Annotated in this window: 19 protein-coding genes and 1 rRNA gene; 3 read left to right on the top strand and 17 right to left on the bottom strand. The window is 49.6% G+C overall.

Annotated features, from left to right (window positions below):
- Together N512_RS0115820 and ccoG are read right to left on the bottom strand one after the other, a co-directional pair.
- Positions 1-99 (bottom strand): 16S ribosomal RNA (locus N512_RS0115820); the annotation flags it as partial.
- 478 nt (positions 100-577) lie between these two features.
- Positions 578-2,005 (bottom strand): cytochrome c oxidase accessory protein CcoG, encoded by a 1,428-nt coding sequence (gene ccoG / locus N512_RS0115815; RefSeq protein WP_025011738.1) that lies wholly within the window; start codon positions 2,003-2,005, stop codon positions 578-580.
- Between the two features lie 87 nt (positions 2,006-2,092).
- On the opposite strand from ccoG, the gene N512_RS0115810 reads away from it, so the two are divergent.
- The 3 genes from N512_RS0115810 to N512_RS0115800 all read left to right on the top strand — a co-directional run bounded on the left by N512_RS0115810 (position 2,093) and on the right by N512_RS0115800 (position 3,792).
- A complete protein-coding gene (locus N512_RS0115810; protein WP_025889692.1) occupies positions 2,093-2,443 on the top strand; it encodes a hypothetical protein in 351 nt (116 codons plus the stop codon).
- A 110-nt stretch (positions 2,444-2,553) separates the two neighbouring features.
- On the top strand, positions 2,554-3,456 hold the full coding sequence (locus tag N512_RS0115805; protein WP_028780956.1) for a 1,4-dihydroxy-2-naphthoyl-CoA synthase: 903 nt from the start codon (positions 2,554-2,556) through the stop codon (positions 3,454-3,456).
- Between the two features lie 132 nt (positions 3,457-3,588).
- The gene (locus N512_RS0115800; protein WP_025011735.1) at positions 3,589-3,792 is read left to right on the top strand and encodes a DUF2061 domain-containing protein; all 204 of its coding nucleotides are present in this window, start codon (positions 3,589-3,591) and stop codon (positions 3,790-3,792) included.
- Positions 3,793-3,849: 57 nt separating this feature from the next.
- On the opposite strand, the gene glmS is transcribed toward N512_RS0115800, so the two are convergent.
- The 15 genes from glmS to N512_RS0115725 form a co-directional block, all read right to left on the bottom strand.
- Entirely contained in the window at positions 3,850-5,679 is a 1,830-nt protein-coding gene (glmS, locus tag N512_RS0115795; RefSeq protein ID WP_028780955.1) for a glutamine--fructose-6-phosphate transaminase (isomerizing), read from the bottom strand.
- 24 nt (positions 5,680-5,703) lie between these two features.
- Positions 5,704-6,474, bottom strand: coding sequence for a DeoR/GlpR family DNA-binding transcription regulator (locus N512_RS0115790; protein ID WP_025889688.1), 771 nt, complete (start codon positions 6,472-6,474; stop codon positions 5,704-5,706).
- 231 nt (positions 6,475-6,705) lie between these two features.
- Positions 6,706-8,790: a TonB-dependent siderophore receptor gene (locus N512_RS0115785; protein ID WP_028780954.1), complete on the bottom strand. Its 2,085-nt coding sequence runs from the start codon at positions 8,788-8,790 to the stop codon at positions 6,706-6,708.
- Between the two features lie 181 nt (positions 8,791-8,971).
- Entirely contained in the window at positions 8,972-10,336 is a 1,365-nt protein-coding gene (glmU, locus tag N512_RS0115780) for a bifunctional UDP-N-acetylglucosamine diphosphorylase/glucosamine-1-phosphate N-acetyltransferase GlmU (RefSeq protein WP_028780953.1), read from the bottom strand.
- Positions 10,337-10,491: 155 nt separating this feature from the next.
- Positions 10,492-10,920: a F0F1 ATP synthase subunit epsilon gene (locus N512_RS0115775; RefSeq protein ID WP_025011732.1), complete on the bottom strand. Its 429-nt coding sequence runs from the start codon at positions 10,918-10,920 to the stop codon at positions 10,492-10,494.
- Between the two features lie 36 nt (positions 10,921-10,956).
- Positions 10,957-12,345: a F0F1 ATP synthase subunit beta gene (gene atpD, locus N512_RS0115770; protein ID WP_025889685.1), complete on the bottom strand. Its 1,389-nt coding sequence runs from the start codon at positions 12,343-12,345 to the stop codon at positions 10,957-10,959.
- A 35-nt stretch (positions 12,346-12,380) separates the two neighbouring features.
- On the bottom strand, positions 12,381-13,241 hold the full coding sequence (atpG, locus tag N512_RS0115765; protein WP_025889684.1) for a F0F1 ATP synthase subunit gamma: 861 nt from the start codon (positions 13,239-13,241) through the stop codon (positions 12,381-12,383).
- A 50-nt stretch (positions 13,242-13,291) separates the two neighbouring features.
- Positions 13,292-14,833, bottom strand: a complete 1,542-nt coding sequence (gene atpA / locus N512_RS0115760; RefSeq protein ID WP_025011731.1) for a F0F1 ATP synthase subunit alpha — start codon at positions 14,831-14,833, stop codon at positions 13,292-13,294.
- Between the two features lie 14 nt (positions 14,834-14,847).
- Complete coding sequence (atpH, locus tag N512_RS0115755) at positions 14,848-15,381, bottom strand: F0F1 ATP synthase subunit delta (RefSeq protein WP_025011730.1); 534 nt, start codon at positions 15,379-15,381, stop codon at positions 14,848-14,850.
- 15 nt (positions 15,382-15,396) lie between these two features.
- Complete coding sequence (atpF, locus tag N512_RS0115750; protein ID WP_028780952.1) at positions 15,397-15,867, bottom strand: F0F1 ATP synthase subunit B; 471 nt, start codon at positions 15,865-15,867, stop codon at positions 15,397-15,399.
- Positions 15,868-15,904: 37 nt separating this feature from the next.
- Positions 15,905-16,156 (bottom strand): F0F1 ATP synthase subunit C, encoded by a 252-nt coding sequence (gene atpE, locus N512_RS0115745; RefSeq protein ID WP_025011729.1) that lies wholly within the window; start codon positions 16,154-16,156, stop codon positions 15,905-15,907.
- Positions 16,157-16,221: 65 nt separating this feature from the next.
- On the bottom strand, positions 16,222-17,016 hold the full coding sequence (gene atpB / locus N512_RS0115740) for a F0F1 ATP synthase subunit A (protein WP_025011728.1): 795 nt from the start codon (positions 17,014-17,016) through the stop codon (positions 16,222-16,224).
- 12 nt (positions 17,017-17,028) lie between these two features.
- Positions 17,029-17,412 carry an ATP synthase subunit I gene (locus tag N512_RS0115735; RefSeq protein ID WP_028780951.1) on the bottom strand — a complete coding sequence of 128 codons (384 nt, stop codon included), beginning with the start codon at positions 17,410-17,412 and terminating at the stop codon, positions 17,029-17,031.
- Between the two features lie 225 nt (positions 17,413-17,637).
- Complete coding sequence (locus N512_RS0115730) at positions 17,638-18,519, bottom strand: ParB/RepB/Spo0J family partition protein (protein WP_025889677.1); 882 nt, start codon at positions 18,517-18,519, stop codon at positions 17,638-17,640.
- Between the two features lie 10 nt (positions 18,520-18,529).
- The gene (locus tag N512_RS0115725; RefSeq protein WP_025889676.1) at positions 18,530-19,318 is read right to left on the bottom strand and encodes a ParA family protein; all 789 of its coding nucleotides are present in this window, start codon (positions 19,316-19,318) and stop codon (positions 18,530-18,532) included.
- Positions 19,319-19,377: the final 59 nt, after the last annotated feature.

The raw sequence follows: 19,377 nt of genomic DNA, 5'->3' as shown, positions 1-19,377 counted from the left end.
CATCTTCAAAAGCAAGCTTTTGAAATGTTACCGCTCGACTTGCATGTGTTAGGCCTGCCGCCAGCGTTCAATCTGAGCCATGATCAAACTCTTCAATTAAAGTTTTGGTTGAACCCGAAGGTTCTGCTCAATGAATTCTGTTCGTATGAACACTCTTCATCGAGTTAAATCGTTTTGTCGATTTCTCAATGCCTGTGAGTGTCCACACAGATTTGCTTGTTTATCTTGTTAAAGAGCAATCCCTTAGGCGCTGTGGCCATCGGGTCAGGGCTGCGTATTCTACGCTTTCCTGCTGCGGCGTCAAGAGGTATTTACCATCTTTTTTTCGCCTGTCGTTGAAAGGACTCAAAAGCCTCTTTTCTTCGACCCTGTCACGTCTTTCGCGTTGCCGCTGTGCCGTGTCAGTGGGAGCGCATTATAGGGAGCCTGAACTTTTGTGCAAGGGCTAAATCTTAGAAAAACAGGATTAATTTATCGTTCGCTCATAAAAGCAACCAAATGACCAAAAAAGCGATCTTTTTTGATGAAAAAAGGGGCTCGCGCCCCTTTTTATCTATCTTGAGTCTTTTCTTAAAGCTTAAGGCCCGAAGAAACGGGACTCCTGTTTGGCTTCAACCGCCTCACCATCGACTTCGGTAGTGACAATAAAGTCTATCTTGGTAATGGGACGTTTCAGCTCCACAGGGTCGACCGCCACACTGATTGGCAGCGTCAATACTTCACCGGCCGCAATTTGCACTGTTTGTGGGCCATACCACTTATAGTTGTTTAACCCATCAATGTGCATCTGGTACTCGTGGGCCGTTTCTGTTTTGTTCAATATCTTCAAAGTGAAGGTATTCTCTGTCATCCCCTGAGTATTCTCGGTATAGAGCTGATTCCGGTCACGAATGATATCAATGCGTACAGGGGCGATATTGGCACTGGCGTAGATAAACACCAAAATCATCGCGGTAAGCACAACACCATAGCCCACCAGCTTGGGACGCAGTACTTTTTCCTTGATCCCTTCCAGTTTGTTTTCCGTGGTGTAACTGATAAGGCCTTTGGCATATCCCATACGTTCCATGGTGGAGTCGCAAGCATCGATACAGGCGCCGCAGTTGATACATTCGTACTGCAGGCCATTACGGATATCAATCCCTGTCGGACAGACCTGAACACAGAGATCGCAATCGATACAGTCGCCCAGCCCCAGAGCTTTGGGATCAGCCTTACGGGAACGGGGGCCGCGAGTTTCACCACGCTTGGTGTCATAGCCAACAATATAAGTGTTCTTATCGAACATGGCTGCCTGGAAACGTGCATAGGGGCACATGTGAATACACATGATTTCCCTCATCCAGCCGGCATTACCATAGGTTGCCAGAGTGAAGAGAATGACCCAGAAGTACACGGCGCCACTGGCCTGTAAGGTAAACACCTCTAGGTATACTTCTCTGGAGGGCACAAAGTAAGACACAAATGTCATGGCCGTCAGCAGGGAGATCAACAACCAGGCAGTATGCTTGGCCGTTTTGCGCCAGAGTTTGTCAAAACTCCAGGGCATCTGATCCAACTTCATCCTTTTGTTGCGTGCCCCTTCGAGCTTTTCTTCAAACCAGATAAAGATGAAGGTCCACACTGTCTGCGGGCAGGTGTACCCGCACCAGACCCTTCCCAGGTAGGTAGTGACAAAAAACAGTGCAAAGGCGGCAATCATAAACAAGGCCGCCAGCAACGTCAGATCCTGAGGCCAAATAGTCAGGCCGAATACATGAAACTTCTGCTCCGCCAGGTTAAACCAGACTGCCTGCCTATCCCCCCATGGAAGCCAGGGCAAGATGAGAAAAAACAGCATGGCTATCCATCCCATCCGCCGCCTTAACGTACTCCATAGACCATCAACCGCACGAACGTAAATTCGGTTGCGAGGATTAAAGCGGTCTGCTTTACTCGCATCAGGCTGGTGAATCTTGATTCGATTGGCTTTCGAATAATCCTTATTGCTCGACTCTTCACTCATCTTTACAGCCTTTTACTGCTTATTGTATAAAAACTGGCGTATTATACCTTGTAACACAAGGGTTATTAACCTTAGTTGGACTAAATGATGAAAGGCTGGATTATTTTGGCAATATTGGCCGGAGTGCTTTATTACCTGGTCACTCAGACGGATAAACTCGATGAACCCATTGCCCAAACCGAAGCATTAGTAAAGAAAATTGAACGCAAGCTGGATGCCATGACGGGCACGCAGATCATTCGCCTCGATCAGAAAAAGGCCCGCCTCAAGGCAGATATTGCCGAGCGTTTGTCAGCTTCAGAGCTACAAGAGCTGGACAACATACTGACCACACCAGATACCCTGATGGACTTCAAGGATGAGTATTGTCGCGGCAATGTCATATCTCATCCTGTTTTCAACAAAGATAATCTGCTGTTCATCTGCGATAACCTCTGAGTAAAGCCGCGGGTTTTGTCGACGGTCGCAAAACCCGCACCTGAAATCATTGACCTCCCATGCCAATCCACCTAGCCTTTGAGCCATTATCAATATAGGGGCTGTTTGTTATGACATCTTTTGTTTCCGATACTTTTGAACCTGAATTGTGGGAAGAGGTTGCCGGGTTCGCTTTTGAAGACATCACTTACCACAGAGCCAAATCTCAAGGTACGGTGCGAATTGCCATTAACCGCCCCGACTGCCTGAACGCTTTTCGTCCCAAGACGGTTGATGAACTTTACATAGCTCTGGATCACGCCCGGCAATGGTCTGATGTAGGTTGTGTGCTGTTAACGGGCAATGGTCCATCGGCCAAGGGGCAATATTCCTTCTCCTCCGGTGGCGATCAGCGTATTCGCGGCAAGGACGGCTACAAATATGAAGGTGAGGAAGCCGGCAAGGCCGATTTGGCTCGCATGGGCCGCCTGCATATTCTCGAAGTGCAGCGCTTGATCCGCTTTATGCCCAAGGTCGTCATAGCCGTTGTTCCCGGTTGGGCGGTTGGTGGCGGTCACAGCCTGCACGTGGTGTGCGATCTGACACTGGCATCGAAAGAACATGCCGTTTTCAAACAGACAGATCCTGATGTAGCCAGCTTTGATTCTGGCTATGGCAGTGCTTATCTGGCGAAGATGATAGGTCAGAAGCGGGCAAGGGAAATATTTTTCTGTGGCTTTAACTACAGTGCCGATGAAGCCTTTGCCATGGGCATGGTTAACCGTTCAGTTCCTCATGCAGAACTTGAAACCGAAGCTCTGCGCTGGGCCAAGGAGATCAATTCCAAGTCCCCAACCGCAATGCGCATGCTCAAATATGGCTTTAACCTGCCTGATGATGGTTTGGTTGGCCAGCAACTGTTTGCCGGAGAAGCGACCCGTTTGGCCTATGGCACAGCCGAGGCCCAGGAAGGCCGAGACGCGTTTCTTGAAAAACGCGATCAGGACTTTTCCAGCTTCCCTTGGCATTACTGATAGTATTAGACGACTAAAGGCCGCATAAGTGGCCTTTTTAATAGATAAAAACGGTCAAATTAATCTGTTAAACCCTCTTTCAATTGTTAATAAGAATTATTATCATTAAATTATCGAGAGAGGAGAACCGCCATGATTAAGACAATGACCTTTGCCATACTGCACTTCAGCGTAGCCTTTACCATCACTTATCTGCTTACTGGCAGTGTACTTATAGGTGGTGCCGTGGCCCTGGTAGAACCCAGCATCAACACAGTTGTTTTCTACTTCCACGAAAAAGTCTGGAAGAGATACGAAGCAAAAAAGCAGCAGCGGCTGACACAATTAACCGCCTGAGCATACACTCAGGCGATTAATGGCAACACTTTCAGGCTTGAGCTTGATTCCGGCCAATTACTCCACAGTAACCGACTTGGCCAAGTTTCTTGGCTGATCCACATCAGTCCCTTTGATCAGGGCAACATGGTATGACAGCAACTGCAGCGGAATGGTGTAAATAAGCGGTGCCATAAACTCATCACAATGTGGCACAGGAATTACCTTCATGGTGTCATCGGATGCAAATTCAGCATCAACATCAGCAAACACATACATCAAGCCACCACGGGCACGCACTTCTTCCACATTGGACTTGAGCTTTTCAAGCAGTTCATTATTGGGTGCCACCACTATCACAGGCATGTCGGCATCGATCAGCGCCAATGGTCCATGTTTCAGCTCTCCGGATGCATAAGCCTCGGCATGAATATAGGAAATCTCCTTCAGCTTCAGCGCGCCTTCCATCGCTATGGGGTACTGATCGCCACGTCCCAGGAACAGGGCATGGCTCTTATCGGCAAAGTCTTCTGCCAACTCAGCAATGGCATCATCCAACCCCAGAGCCTGCTCCACTTTAGCCGGCATAGACTGCAGACTCTGGGCGATTGCCGCCTGCATTTCCACACTCATGCTGTTATAACGTCCCAGTGCCGCCGTCAGCATCAACAAACCGGCCAACTGCACGGTAAAAGCCTTGGTGGAAGCCACACCTATCTCGGCACCGGCTTTCATCATATATGCCATGTCGGACTCGCGAACCAGCGAGGACCCGGGGGCGTTACATATGGTCAAGGTTGCCTTGTACCCCATCTCTTTGGCCAAACGCATTGCCGCCAGGGTATCGGCCGTTTCACCGGATTGAGAAATGGTGACCAACAGGCTGTTGGGGAACAGATGCGACTTGCGGTAGCGGAATTCAGAGGCGATTTCCACATTACAGGAAACACCGGCCCAATCTTCCAGCCAATAACGTGCCGCCATACCGGCATGGTAACTGGTACCACAGGCAATGATCTGTACGTGTTTGATATCTTTGAGAAGATCGTCTGCATTATCACCAAAGGCACTATCCAGCACCTGCTGTTGGGCAATTCGTCCTTCGAGAGTACGGGCCAGCGCCATTGGCTGCTCATAGATCTCTTTAAGCATATAGTGACGATACTCGCCCTTGTCACCGGCATCATGGGTGATTTCCGACTCTTTCTTTTCACGTATTACCGGGTTACCGTCCAGATCATAGATATGGACCTCACGGCGAGTCACTTCGGCAACATCGCCCTCTTCCAGGAAGGCAAAAGTACGGGTCACCGGCAGCAGCGCCAACTGATCCGAGGCGACGAAGTTTTCTCCCAGGCCAAAGCCTATTACCAATGGGCTGCCACTGCGGGCGACCACCAGCCGTTCAGGGTCACGGCGGTCGATGACCACAGTGCCATAGGCACCTTCCAGTTGTTTGACCGTGGCTTGTACCGCCGCCAGCAAGCCGGGGGCAGACTTAAGCTCATGGTCGACCAGATGACAAATAACTTCTGTATCTGTATCTGAGTTGAACTGATACCCCAAGCCCTTGAGCATCTCCCGCAATTTAGCGTGATTTTCAATAATGCCGTTGTGCACCACGGCTATGTCGCTGCCGGATTGATGTGGATGCGCGTTGCGCTCACTGGGCTCACCATGGGTCGCCCAACGGGTATGGGCGATACCTGTACCACCGGCCAAAGGAGCAGTTTGCAAAGCATCGGCCAACTCCTGCACCTTGCCAACTCTGCGGGTACGGGTCAGTTCACCTTGGTGAATGACAGCCACACCGGCCGAATCATAGCCACGATATTCCAGGCGTTTCAGCCCCTCTATCAAGATTTCAGCTACATCCCGCTGCGCTACTGCGCCAACAATTCCACACATATCAATATCCGCTTAATTTAAAGTTTATGCTGTAAAAGGGGCTAAGATCAGCTTTACCCCTTGATTTGAAATACTTTCAGCGGCTGCATCAGGCAGCCTGTCATCTGTCACGAGGGTCGTGACCAACTCCCATGGCAACTCAAGATTAGGAATTCTGCGACCCACCTTTTCCGATTCGAGCAACACCACCACATCCCTGGAGACTTCCGCCATCACCCGGCTGAGTCCAATCAACTCATTGAAAGTGGTGGTGCCTCGCTGCAAGTCAATGCCATCGGCACCGATAAAAAGCTGGTCAAAGTTGTAGGAACGCAATACTTGCTCAGCCACCTGTCCTTGAAAAGATTCGGAGTGGGGATCCCAAGTGCCCCCTGTCATCAAGAGTGTGGGCTCATTTTCCAATTCATGTATCGCATTGGCCAACTGCAGGGAGTTGGTCATAACCACCAGACCGCGCTTATCATTGAGCTCAGGAATAAGCCCCAAAGTGGTGCTGCCACAATCTATGATGATGCGGTTATGATCTTTGATAAGCCCGGCAGCGGTCTGAGCTATGGCCAACTTATTGCGGGAAGGCGGTTCAGATAAGGTTTGGGTCATCTCTTGAGGAACGACGACGGCGCCACCATAACGACGCAGCAGCAAACCGGTTTTCTCCAGGGCTGCCAAGTCTTTACGTATGGTCACTTCCGAAGTTTCAAACTTCAGCGCCAAGGCATCGACACTGACTTCACCCTGCTGCTGCAGCAGGGTAACTATGGCGTGACGCCTTTGTTGAGTGTTGCGTTTGGTCATTCCAGACTGAATAAGTTTCGATTCGAAAGGCGAATTATATAACTTCGAAACCTAAACGCAATTACTGAGTGAAAAAAGCCCGTTAGCAGTTCAGCCGATATACAGGCATGCCTTAAAGCCAGCCCGAGCCTGGGTGCGCCACAAGAAGCCGAAAGAATTAGATTTCATCCATAAAAAATGCCAGCCACTGGAGTGGCCGGCATTGCTGAATAGCATGATATCTATTGGCGATTAAAACTTGGCTTCAAGTGCCAGACTGAAATGGCGACCTTCACCAATAGTGACCATCTGGTAATCACCGCCATCCAGATAATCTTTATCGAACAAATTACGTATGTTGGCGCGAACACCCAACTCGGTACCGGCAATATCAAAGGTATAAGCTGCACCTATATCGAAACGCACATAACCGTCTTTGGTGATCTGATTGTTTTTATCTGCAAAGCGCTCACCGACATAAACGGCACCGAAGTTAAGAGCCAGTGCTTCAGTCATCTCATAACGGGTCCAAATATTGGCCGACCATTCAGGAGCATCTATAGGAGTCTTTCCATCTAGTTCATCTCCCGTCTTGTAAGTGGCATCCAGATACATCATGGAACCAGTCATAAACCACTTATCACTTAACTGCCCCTGAGCTCCCATCTCGAAACCCTTGTGATGCTGAGTCCCATCCTGACGGGTAATTTTGGTCTTATCACCTTGAGGGACATCCAAGCTGTGAGTGACAATCCTGTTGTCTATCTTAATGTCAAACACAGCAGCGGTCAGCAACAAGCTATTGTCGAACAGCTCCCACTTGGTGCCCAATTCATACTGCTCACCATATTCGGGATCCAGTTCCATACCGTCATTAAGATCCAGTTCGTTATCAACACTTCCTTGAGGAACAAAGCTCTTGGAGTAGTTCAGGTAAATACTGCCATTATCCATAGGCGAATAGATGATGCCAAACTTGGGAGACGTTGCGCTGTCGGTAACTCCGTCTTCTTTTTGCTCGTCATAGCGTATACCTGCGAGCAGTTTCCACTGTTCGTTCAAGCTGATTAAATCCTGAATGTAGACGCCATAAAAGTCATATTCACTAGGGTCACCCTTGGCCACAGAGTGATAATCAAGATCCGGCTTGGCAGGTAGGCCAGTACCAGGAATTACGGTTATGGAGCCGCCGCGGTCGCGACGTTGTTGATAGAAGTAGTCCAGATAATTGGCACCTATCAGCAACTGATGCTCGATACTACCTGTATTGAAATGACCACTGAAATCCACATATGCAGTCTTGTGCTGCCAATCATCATAACGATCGAAAGGTCTGATGCTATAGCCATCCGTCATCGCATTTTCATTATAAGACGGAGCAGAATCCAAGCGCTGACGCTGGAACTTCTGGTGGTTATATCCCAGCTTCACATTCCAGTCATCGTTGAGATGCCAAACCAAATCGGCTCCCATGTTCTGTACCTTATTATCGGTAAATGCCCAAGGCATATCCCAGATAATGTCTCTTCCACCGATAAGCTCACCTTTTTTATTCAACCAGCCACCCACATCAATCCCGGTCTTATCTTGGGTGTGGTCATATTTCAACGCCAAGGTAATATCGTCGCTGAGATCAAACTCCAGGTTTAAATAGCCCAGCCAACGATCTCTTTCCTGATTTTCACCATCCTGATATTCGCGCCAATATTGGGTGTCCTGCTTAACCAACACGGTGCGATAACGTATGGTTTGAGCTTCGTTAAGGCTACCACCGGCATCCAGCTGAAAGCGGGTAGAGCCATTGTCATCGGTATCAAACCCAAGGTTAAACAGAGTGTCGTAGGTCGGCTTCTTGGTCACCATATTAACCAAGCCACCTGGGCCTGACTGGCCATAGAGCATACTGGATGGGCCCTTGAGTATTTCTACCTGCTGCAGGGTTTCAATAGGTTGTACATAGTGCGACCACTGTTGATGACCATTGATCAAGTAGCCCGACCCAGAGTCCAGTTCAAACCCCCGAATAGAGAAAACCTGCCGGTTCCAACGCTGTGTACCCGCTGTGACCGAAGAGTCATTTACCAATACTTCAGCCAGGTTCGTTGCCAGCTGTTCATCGGTGACAAAGTCGGGGATAACGGTAACGGATTGAGGTGTATCAATCAGATTGATATCACCACGCATCGCGCCTGAGGCGACGCCGGTCTTATAATCATTGAAGCTACGGCCGGTAACACTGATGCGTTCAATATCTTCTGGCGCTTGCTCTGCTGCCAGTGGCATTGAAGAGATAGCAGCAACCACTGCCATACCTACACAGGAAAACTTAAACCTCATAATCACCTCACTCTCGATGCCGGACCGGCAATCTGTTCTATTTTTGCCAGCAAATATAAATGAGAAGAATTAGTATTTAAGTTTCTTTACGGATATTTACAATTAAATATGATTGACTTCAAACCCATTCGCGGGTTTGTGAGATAGAAAGCACCCAGGTGGGTGCTTTCATTTAAGGGAATTACTTCTTTTGCTTTTGTGGACGCTTCCAGTCCTTGATATGTTTCTGCTTGACCCTGGTAATAACCAGTTCATCTGCGCCAACATCACGGGTTACAGTGGAACCGGCTCCCAGTGTTGCTCCCTTGCCGATAGTGACAGGAGCAACCAGTTGAGTGTCGCTGCCGACAAACACTTCATCTTCAATAACGGTCAGATGTTTGTTGGCGCCATCATAATTGCAGGTAATAGTACCGGCCCCTATGTTTACCCCTTGGCCAATTTGTGCATCTCCGAGGTAAGCCAGATGCCCAGCCTTGGAGCCCACACCGAGTACGGCTTTCTTCATCTCAACAAAATTGCCTATGTGGGCATCTTGCTTAAGTTCAGCGCCCGGACGCAGACGAGCAAACGGGCCGGCACTGGCGCCATCACCCAACTTGGCGCCCTCTACTATGCTGTAAGGCTTAATCTCGGCGTTGTCGGCAATCTCACAATCGATAAGGATAGCCCCGGCGCCAACAGTCACGTTATTACCCAGCACCACTTTACCTTCGAAGATCACATTAACATCTATCATCACATCCATGCCGACGGTCACTTCACCGCGAACATCTATGCGTGCCGGATCTCTTAAGTTGGCACCATCCAACATCAAGGCTTCAGCACAGCGCTGCTGATAAGCACGTTCCAACGCCGCCAACTGCACCCTGTTATTGGCGCCTTCGGTCTCTATGGAATTAACTGGATGAGCCGTGTCTATGGCCACACCATCGGCGTGAGCCATGGCGATCACATCGGTAAGATAAAACTCGCCCTGAGCATTGTTATTTTCCAAGCGTCCGAGCCAGTTTTTCAATTGTTTGCCCGGCAATGCCATGATGCCGCTGTTGATCTCATTAATCTTGAGTTGCTCGGCAGTAGCATCTTTTTGTTCGACTATGCCAACCACCTTGCCATGCTCGCGCACCATACGCCCATAGCCACTAGGGTCATCCAGATGCACTGTCAGTACGGCTACGCCATCGTTTTGCCTGGCAGCAAGCAGGGCTTCCAGGGTTTCCTTGCGGGTGAGGGGAACGTCGCCATAGAGCACCAATACAGTGTCATTGTCATCTATATGGGGAATCGACTGGGCTACCGCGTGGCCAGTGCCCAGCTGTTCAGCCTGCAGCACAAAGTTAAGCGGTTGCTCGCCCAGTTCCGTCATCAGCTTGTCGCCGCCATAACCGTAAACCAGATTGATCTTGTCGGCATTAAGTGAATGGGCCGTATCAATCACATGCTGCACCATGGGCTTATGGGCAACCTTATGCAGGACTTTAGGTAAATCGGAACGCATCCGGGTCCCTTTCCCGGCGGCGAGAATTACAACATTCAATGACATGGGAGATTCCTTTTCTATAGGCTGGCGCAAGTGTACCGGAATCACAGTAAAAATGCAGCGCTCACGCAGCTTGGAAGCTTGCAAATCTGCTTGAGGCAAGCAGGAATAACAGACACAAAAAAGGCGCCCTGAGGCGCCTTTTTTCAGCAGTGCTGTTATCTGGCAATGTTCTTCTTGATGGTCTCAACGACCCGCAACTGAGCCACGGCCTTAGCCAGTTCAATTGCTGCCGCAGCATAATCGAAGTCAGCACCGGCATCGGCCATGTGGGCCTCAGCACGACGCTTGGCTTCTACTGCAGCCTGCTCGTCAATCTCATCGGCACGCATTACAACATCAGCCAATACGGACACGGAATTGGGTTGAACTTCCAGTAAACCACCTGAAAGGTAAAACACCTCTTCCTGACCATTTTGTTTGACGATGCGCGCCATGCCAGGTTTGATATTGGTCAGCAGCGGAGTGTGACCAGGCATAATACCCAGTTCACCCTCAGAACCCGTTACCTGTAAATGGGCAACAAGGCCTGAGAAGATTTTGCTCTCTGCACTGACGATATCAAGCTGTACTGTCATGGCTGCCATCCCGTTCTCCTTACCAAACTATGCAATATTGCCTAGTTATTTCTTGTTGGCTTTCTCAACGGCTTCGTCGATTGAACCAACCATGTAGAACGCTTGCTCTGGCAGGTGATCGAACTCACCGTCCAGAATTCCCTTGAAGCCACGGATGGTTTCTTTCAGGGGCACGTACTTACCTGGAGAACCGGTAAAGACTTCAGCTACGTGGAATGGCTGAGACAGGAAACGCTCGATCTTACGGGCGCGGGATACTGTCATCTTGTCATCATCTGACAACTCGTCCATACCCAGAATAGCGATGATGTCTTTCAGCTCTTTGTAACGCTGCAGAACTGTCTGTACACCGTTTGCCACGTCATAGTGCTCTTGGCCAACAACCTGTGGATCCAACTGACGAGAGGTGGAATCCAGTGGGTCAACCGCTGGGTAGATACCCAGAGAAGCGATTTGACGAGACAGTACCACAGTCGCATCCAAGTGGGCGAAGGTGGTTGCTGGGCTTGGGTCAGTCAAGTCATCCGCAGGTACGTATACCGCTTGTACCGAAGTGATAGAACCCACTTTGGTAGAAGTAATACGTTCTTGCAGAACACCCATCTCTTCAGCCAGTGTTGGCTGATAACCCACAGCAGAAGGCATACGACCCAGCAGTGCCGATACTTCGGTACCAGCCAGGGTATAACGGTAGATGTTGTCAACGAACAACAGTACGTCACGACCTTCGTCACGGAACTTCTCGGCCATAGTCAGACCGGTCAGAGCAACACGCAGACGGTTACCTGGTGGCTCGTTCATCTGACCGTACACCATGGCTACCTTGTCCAGTACGCCAGAGTCTTTCATCTCGTAGTAGAAGTCGTTACCTTCACGGGTACGCTCACCTACACCGGCGAATACGGACAGACCTGAGTGGGCTTTCGCGATGTTGTTGATCAGTTCCATCATGTTAACTGTCTTACCAACACCCGCACCACCGAACAGACCTACTTTACCACCCTTGGCGAACGGACATACTAGGTCAATAACCTTGATGCCGGTTTCCAGCAATTCAGTGGTGTTAGATTGCTCTTCATAAGAAGGAGCATCACGGTGGATGATATAACGCTCATCTTCACCGATAGCGCCCGCTTCATCCACAGGCTCACCCAGAACGTTCATGATACGGCCAAGGGTCGCAGCCCCAACCGGAACGGAAATTGGTGAACCAGAGTTTTCTACCTCGATACCACGACGCAGACCATCGGAAGAACCCATGGCGATGGTACGAACTACACCACCACCCAGCTGTTGCTGAACTTCCAGCACCAAGCCTTTACAGGCGCCTTCGCCTGTGATCTTCAGAGCGTCATATACCTGAGGTACGGCATCTTGTGGAAACTCAACGTCCACAACCGCGCCAATCACTTGGACAACAGTACCTGTGCTCATGATTAATCCTCTAAAACTTGTATTCGTTACCCAGCCTAAACCGCGGCTGCACCTGACACAATTTCCGACAGCTCTTGCGTAATCGCCGCCTGACGGGCCTTGTTGTATACCAGTTGCAGATCATCGATCAGCGTGCCGGCGTTGTCTGTTGCTGCCTTCATGGCCACCATACGGGCAGCCTGCTCGGAAGCAATGTTTTCAACGACACCCTGATACACCTGAGACTCCACATAACGAACCAAAAGCTTGTCCAACAAGACCTTTGGATCTGGCTCATAGATGTAGTCCCAGCGATGCGCTACGTCATCTTCGTCTGATTTAGGCAAAGGTAGCAGCTGCTCGATCACAGGAGTCTGCGTCATGGTATTAACAAACTTGTTGAATACCACATACAGACGATCCAGCTTGCCTTCGTTGTAAGCCTGGAGCATTACCCGCACAGTACCAATCAGGTCAGCGAGCTTGGGAGCATCACCTAAACCTGAAGCATGGGCCTGTACCTTGCCACCAAAGCTCTTGAAAAACTGAACACTGCGAGCACCGATAGGGCAGAATTCAACTTCTACACCTTGCTCTTTCCAGCTTTTCACGTCTGCGACAACCTTTTTGAACAGGTTGACGTTCAGACCACCACAAAGGCCACGGTCGGTTGCCACTACTATGTAACCAACCCGCTTGGGTTCTCTCACCTCCAGGTAGGGGTGTTTGTACTCCAGAGAACCTTGAGCGACGTGACCGATCACCTTACGCATGCTCTCCGCATATGGACGGCTTGCAGCCATGCGGTCCTGCGCCTTGCGCATTTTGCTGGCTGCCACCATTTCCATGGCGGACGTGATCTTCTGAGTGTTTTTCACACTCGCGATCTTGGTTTTAATCTCTTTAGCGCCGGCCATCTCTACTCTCCAATCTGGACCTGAGGTGCCTTATGACACCTCGCATGTATTTACCAGGTTTGGGTTGCCACGAACTTGTCGAGACCAGCCTTCAGCTCAGCTTCGATTTCGGCATTGTAATCGCCGCTATCGTTGATCAGCTTCATCAGCTCAGCATGCTCGCCGTTCATGAAAGAGAGCAGAGCGGCTTCGAAGTCACCGATCTTCTTCAGCTCAATACCTTTCAGGTAGCCTTTTTCAGCTGCAAAAATAGATACAGCTTGGTCAGCTACGCTCATAGGAGCGTATTGCTTTTGCTTCATCAGTTCGGTTACACGCTCACCGTGCTCCAGCTGGGCACGAGTTGCATCGTCAAGGTCAGACGCAAACTGTGAGAACGCAGCAAGCTCTCGATACTGTGCCAGAGCAGTACGGATACCGCCGGACAGTTTCTTGATGATCTTGGTCTGAGCCGCACCACCTACACGAGAAACAGAGATACCTGGGTTAACCGCTGGACGCAGGCCAGAGTTGAACAGGTCAGTTTCAAGGAAGATCTGACCGTCGGTAATAGAAATTACGTTGGTCGGTACGAACGCAGATACGTCACCTGCCTGGGTTTCAATAATTGGCAGAGCGGTCAAAGAACCCGTCTTGCCTTTTACTTCACCATTGGTGAACTTCTCAACGTACTCTTCGTTCACGCGGGAAGCACGTTCCAGCAGACGAGAGTGCAGATAGAATACGTCACCTGGGTAAGCTTCACGGCCTGGTGGACGCTTCAGCAGCAGTGAGATCTGACGGTAAGCAACAGCCTGCTTGGACAGGTCATCGTAAACGATCAGAGCATCTTCACCGCGGTCACGGAAATATTCACCCATGGTACAACCAGAGTATGGTGCCAGGTACTGCAGGGCAGCTGCTTCAGAAGCAGTAGCAACCACAACAATAGTGTTGGCCAGAGCACCGTGCTCTTCCAGCTTGCGTACTACGTTGGCAATAGTAGAAGCCTTCTGGCCTACTGCAACGTACACACACTTGATGCCGGAATCTTTCTGGTTGATGATGGCGTCGATAGCCATCGCAGTTTTACCGGTTTGACGGTCACCGATGATCAGCTCACGCTGACCACGACCGATAGGGATCATGGCATCAACCGCTTTATAACCGGTTTGCACCGGTTGAGATACGGATTGACGCTCAATAACACCAGGAGCAATCATTTCAACAGGTGCAAAACCATCGTTGTCGATTGGTCCTTTACCGTCGATTGGCTCACCCAGGGTGTTAACAACACGTCCCAGCAGACCACGACCCACTGGAACTTCCAGAATACGGCCAGTGGTTTTAACTTTTACGCCCTCAGCCAGATCGGCATAAGGACCCATAACTACGGCACCTACAGAATCACGTTCAAGGTTCAACGCGATTGCATAACGGTTGCCAGGCAGTTCGATCATCTCACCCTGCATTACATCGGCCAGGCCGTGAATGCGGATGATGCCGTCACTGACCGAAACGATAGTACCTTCGTTGCGGGCTTCACTGACGACTTCGAACTGCTCGATCCGCTGCTTAATCAGATCGCTGATTTCAGTGGAATTCAGTTGCATGCTCAAACTCCCAATTACGACTGCAGCTTATCAGACAGGCGGTTCAATTTACCGCGGATGGATCCGTCTATAACCAGATCCCCTGCCTTGATAATTACACCGGCGATAAGCTCGGCGTTGACGCTGCAATTCAGCTTAACTTTGCGTGCGAGACGTTTCTCTAAAGAAACACTGATCTGCTGTTGCTGCTCAGAGCTAAGCTCAGTAGCAGACACCACGCTGGCTTCGATTTCCTTAGCCCATTCGTGGCGAAACTCAGCATAGAGCTGAGATACAGCAGGCAGTACCTCCAAGCGACCGTTTTCAGCCATTACCTTGATCAGATTTTGACCGTGCTCATCAATTTGCTCGCCACAGATATTGATAAAGAGTGCAGCTAGCTTATTGCTGGACATAGATCCAGCCAGCAGTGGCTTCATGGATTCGTTTTCACTCACCATTGCCGCGAAATCGAGCATTTCTGCCCAGTTTTCTACTGCTTGATGTTCAACAGCAAAGTCAAAAGCTGCCTTAGCGTAAGGGCGAGCAATGGTGGTTAACTCAGCCATAACTCAACTCCCTTATCAAATTTCAGCAACTAGTTTATTAACTATGTCGCTTTGGGCGGCTTCATCAATCGAACGCTCGAGGATCTTCTCTGCACCAGTGATGGCAAGAGTAGCAACCTGCTTACGCAGTTCCTCTTTCACGCGATTACGTTCAGCTTCAATTTCTGCTTTACCCTGAGCAATGATTTTCGCACGCTCAGCGTCTGCTTCAGCTTTGGCTTCGTCAATAATCTGAGCCTTGCGCTTGTTGGCAGACTCAATGATTTCGTTGGCTGTAGCCTTGGCGTCTTTCAGTTGGTCAGTCGCTTTCGCTTGAGCCAACTCCAGGTCTTTTGCTGCACGGTCAGCGTCAGCAAGACCATCAGCAATCCTTTTCTGGCGCGCTTCGATGGCATTCATCAAAGGGGGCCATACAAACTTCATGCAGAACCACACGAAGATAATAAAGGCGACCGTCTGACCGATTAGGGTAGCGTTGATATTCACAACAGCCTCCTATTTAGAGTTAAGACAGAAGCGTTTATTACAGCATTGCACCCAGTGGGTTAGTAAACAGCATGTAAAGTGCAATACCTACACCGATCATGGTTACGGCGTCGAGCAGACCCGCTACGATGAACATCTTAACTTGCAGCATAGGAGCCATTTCTGGTTGACGCGCAGCGCCTTCCAGGAACTTACCACCCAAAAGGCCGAAACCGATAGCGGTACCCAGTGCACCCAAACCAATGAGCAGAGCAACAGCAATTGCAGTAAAGCCCAGAATCGTTTCCATCTGTATCTCCAGTATCTAAATCTATGTTAGTTGATGATTTAGTTAAAAAATTTCTTCAGCAGTCCTTAATGATCTTCATGAGCCATGCTTAGGTAAACGATAGTCAGCATCATGAAAATAAACGCTTGCAGCGTGATAACCAGAATATGGAAGATCAGCCAGCCCAGTTGCAGAGTCACACCCAGAGCGGCAATCGCCAAGTTGGCACCATACATCAGCGCAATAAGGATGAAGATCAACTCACCTGCATACAAGTTACCAAAAAGACGTAGCCCCAATGAAATGGGCTTAGCTATCAAGGTAACTATTTCGAGCAGGAAGTTGACGGGTATCATTGCCCAATGGTTGAAGGGCTGTAGCGTCAGTTCTTTCGCAAAACCTGACACACCTTTGACCTTGATGCTGTAGTAAATAATCAGCACAAACACGCCCAACGCGAGGCTGAAAGTGATGTTAAGGTCAGTAGTCGGTACTATTTTCAGATAAGGCACACCAGCCAAAGAGGCCGCATGTGGTACCCAGTCAACGGGCACCATATCCATGAGGTTCATCATGAATACCCACATGAAAATAGTCAGAGCAAGAGGTGCTATCAAGGCATTGCGACCATGGAATGTATCTTTAACGCTGTTGTCGACAAACTCGACGATCATTTCGATAAAGCATTGAAGCTTACCGGGAACGCCAGAAGTTGCCTTTTTGCCAACGCTGCGGAACAACCACAGAAACAGCACGCCAAGACCAACCGAAAAGAGCAATGAATCAACGTGCCATGTCCAGAAACCTTCACCAACGGTAAGGTTGGTAAGGTGATGCTGGATATAGCCCTGCGGTGTTAATGCTTCACCAGATGCAGCCATGATTCATCCCACTTAACTTTGCTTGAAGTACAAAGGAGCTGCCCAATGCACTACCAACGCCAGTACATAGCAAACAAAAAGGGGCATAAATGCGACCTTTAAATTGATAAATACCAGCGAAAACAATGCTATTGTTAACAGCAACTTTACCGCTTCCCCCCAGTAAAAGCCTTTGAGAACTTTACCGGCAGCGCTTGCTCCCATATGGGAAAAAGCCAGGGTCGCGAATACAAAATTAGGGAGCACAGCTATGGCAGTTCCTGCCAGAGCAGAATAGCCAAACTGGGCTCCCCACACGGCGAAAAAGATAATTGAAGCACCCCCAGCTATCGCCGCCTGCATCATCACCAACTTATAGGCTGACCAACGGCCACGACGCGCTAAAACCTTACTCAATCATTCTTCTCCGCATTACTACTTTTTGTTTCGATGACCGGACTACAAATATCCGTATGGAGTCGAGGTACAAAAAGCTTGCGAAAGTATACCTTTTCAAGTCTTCTTTGCAACTTTGAGATAAGTAAAAACCTCACCTTTTAACGTGATACAGACCCAAATTCGTATAAATGCAATATTAACAAACGTCACAAATTTACACTAAAAAGCGTTAACCACGTTTTTTTAATGGATTTTGGCAAGAATACCGTCTAATTCAGCCAGATTTTGATAGTTAATTACAATTTTTCCCTTTCCCTTACTACCGTGGGAAATGGAAACTTTTGCGCCTAACCTCTCAATTAACTGACTCTCCAGACGGGCAACATCGGTATCTTTTACAGGCTTTTCGGCCTCTTTGGCAGGATTTAAGACCTTATTTACCAATCGTTCGGTTTCACGAACGGTCAATTCCTTCGCCACCACCAATCGGGCAACAGAAGTTTGCTCTTCACCTTGCAAGGCCAGCAAGGCTCGGGCATGACCCATTTCGATATCACCATACTCCAACAACCGCTTTACCGGTTCATTCAGACCATTGAGCCGCAGCAGGTTCGAAACGGTAGCCCGGGATTTTCCCACAGCATCAGCTATTTGTTGGTGAGTGAGATCAAATTCTTCGATCAAGCGGTTAAGCGCAATGGCCTCTTCCATGGCATTGAGGTCTTCCCGCTGAATATTTTCAATCAGGGCAATAGCCACGGCAGCCTCATCGGCAACCTGTTTGACTATGCAGGGCACCTTGTCCAGCTTGGCAATTTGCGCCGCGCGCCAGCGACGTTCACCGGCGATGATTTCGTATTTGTCATCGCTGATCTTACGCACCACTATGGGCTGAATGACTCCCTGAGCCTTGATGGATTCGGCCAGCTCTTCCAGAGCCTCGGGCGACATGTCTTTACGGGGTTGATACTTGCCGGGCTGCAGCAGATCCACATCCAGGGTAAGCAGGGTTTCGCCGGCATCAACCTTGGATTGCTCGGCATCATCGCGCTTCTTGCTCGCCGCATGGCTGGTACTCAAAAGTGCGTCCAGGCCCTTGCCCAGACCCCGTTTTTTCGGTGTCATGCTCATTCCTTTATGCCTGTTTCGCTTGCTGGTTCTGTTCGGAGCGGCGAATAATTTCGCCGGCTAAAGCCAAATAAGCCTTGGCGCCGGCGCTGCTCTTGTCATAGTACATCGCCGGTGCGCCAAAACTCGGCGCCTCGGCCAAGCGAATATTTCTTGGGATAACAGTGCGGTAAACCTTGTCACCGAAATGCTGTTTCAGCTGATCGGAAACATCGTTGGCCAGACGGTTTCGGGGATCGTACATGGTTCTCAGTATCCCCTCGATCCCGAGTTTGGGATTGACCATGGCCGCCAGCTTGGAAATAGTATCCATCAGGGCGGTCAAGCCTTCCAGGGCATAGTACTCACACTGCATGGGAACCAGTACTGAGTCGGCCGCCGACATGGCGTTTACTGTCAACATATTCAGCGAAGGAGGGCAGTCGATAAAGATGAAGTCGTACTCATCCTGTACTTTTGCCAAGGCATTGCGCAGGCGAATCTCTCTGGCAAAGAACTCCATCAATTTGATTTCGGCGGCAGTCACATCACCGTTGGCGGCAACGAGATCGTATTTCCCGGCTGTGTTACGCACAACGACTTCGTCAAAACTCTTTTCTTCCACCAGCAACTCGTAGGCGGTGTTTTCAACTTCGTACTTGTCGACACCACTCCCCATGGTGGCATTGCCCTGGGGATCCAGATCGATCAATAGCACCCGCCGCTTGGTTGCCGCCAAAGAGGCTGCCAAATTAACACAAGTTGTTGTTTTTCCAACGCCACCTTTCTGGTTGGCTACGGCAATAATTCTCGCCACACTGTCACCTTGTCTGTCAATTTTGTTATTGATGCCCGGTTCCGTTTGCATCAAGTTGC

Origin of the sequence: Shewanella sp. 38A_GOM-205m, assembly GCF_000518445.1 — a bacterium.
Classification (GTDB): Bacteria; Pseudomonadota; Gammaproteobacteria; order Enterobacterales; family Shewanellaceae; genus Shewanella; species Shewanella algae.
The sequence above is the reverse complement of the archived record's forward strand: the minus strand, read 5'-3'. Positions and strand labels throughout refer to the sequence as shown.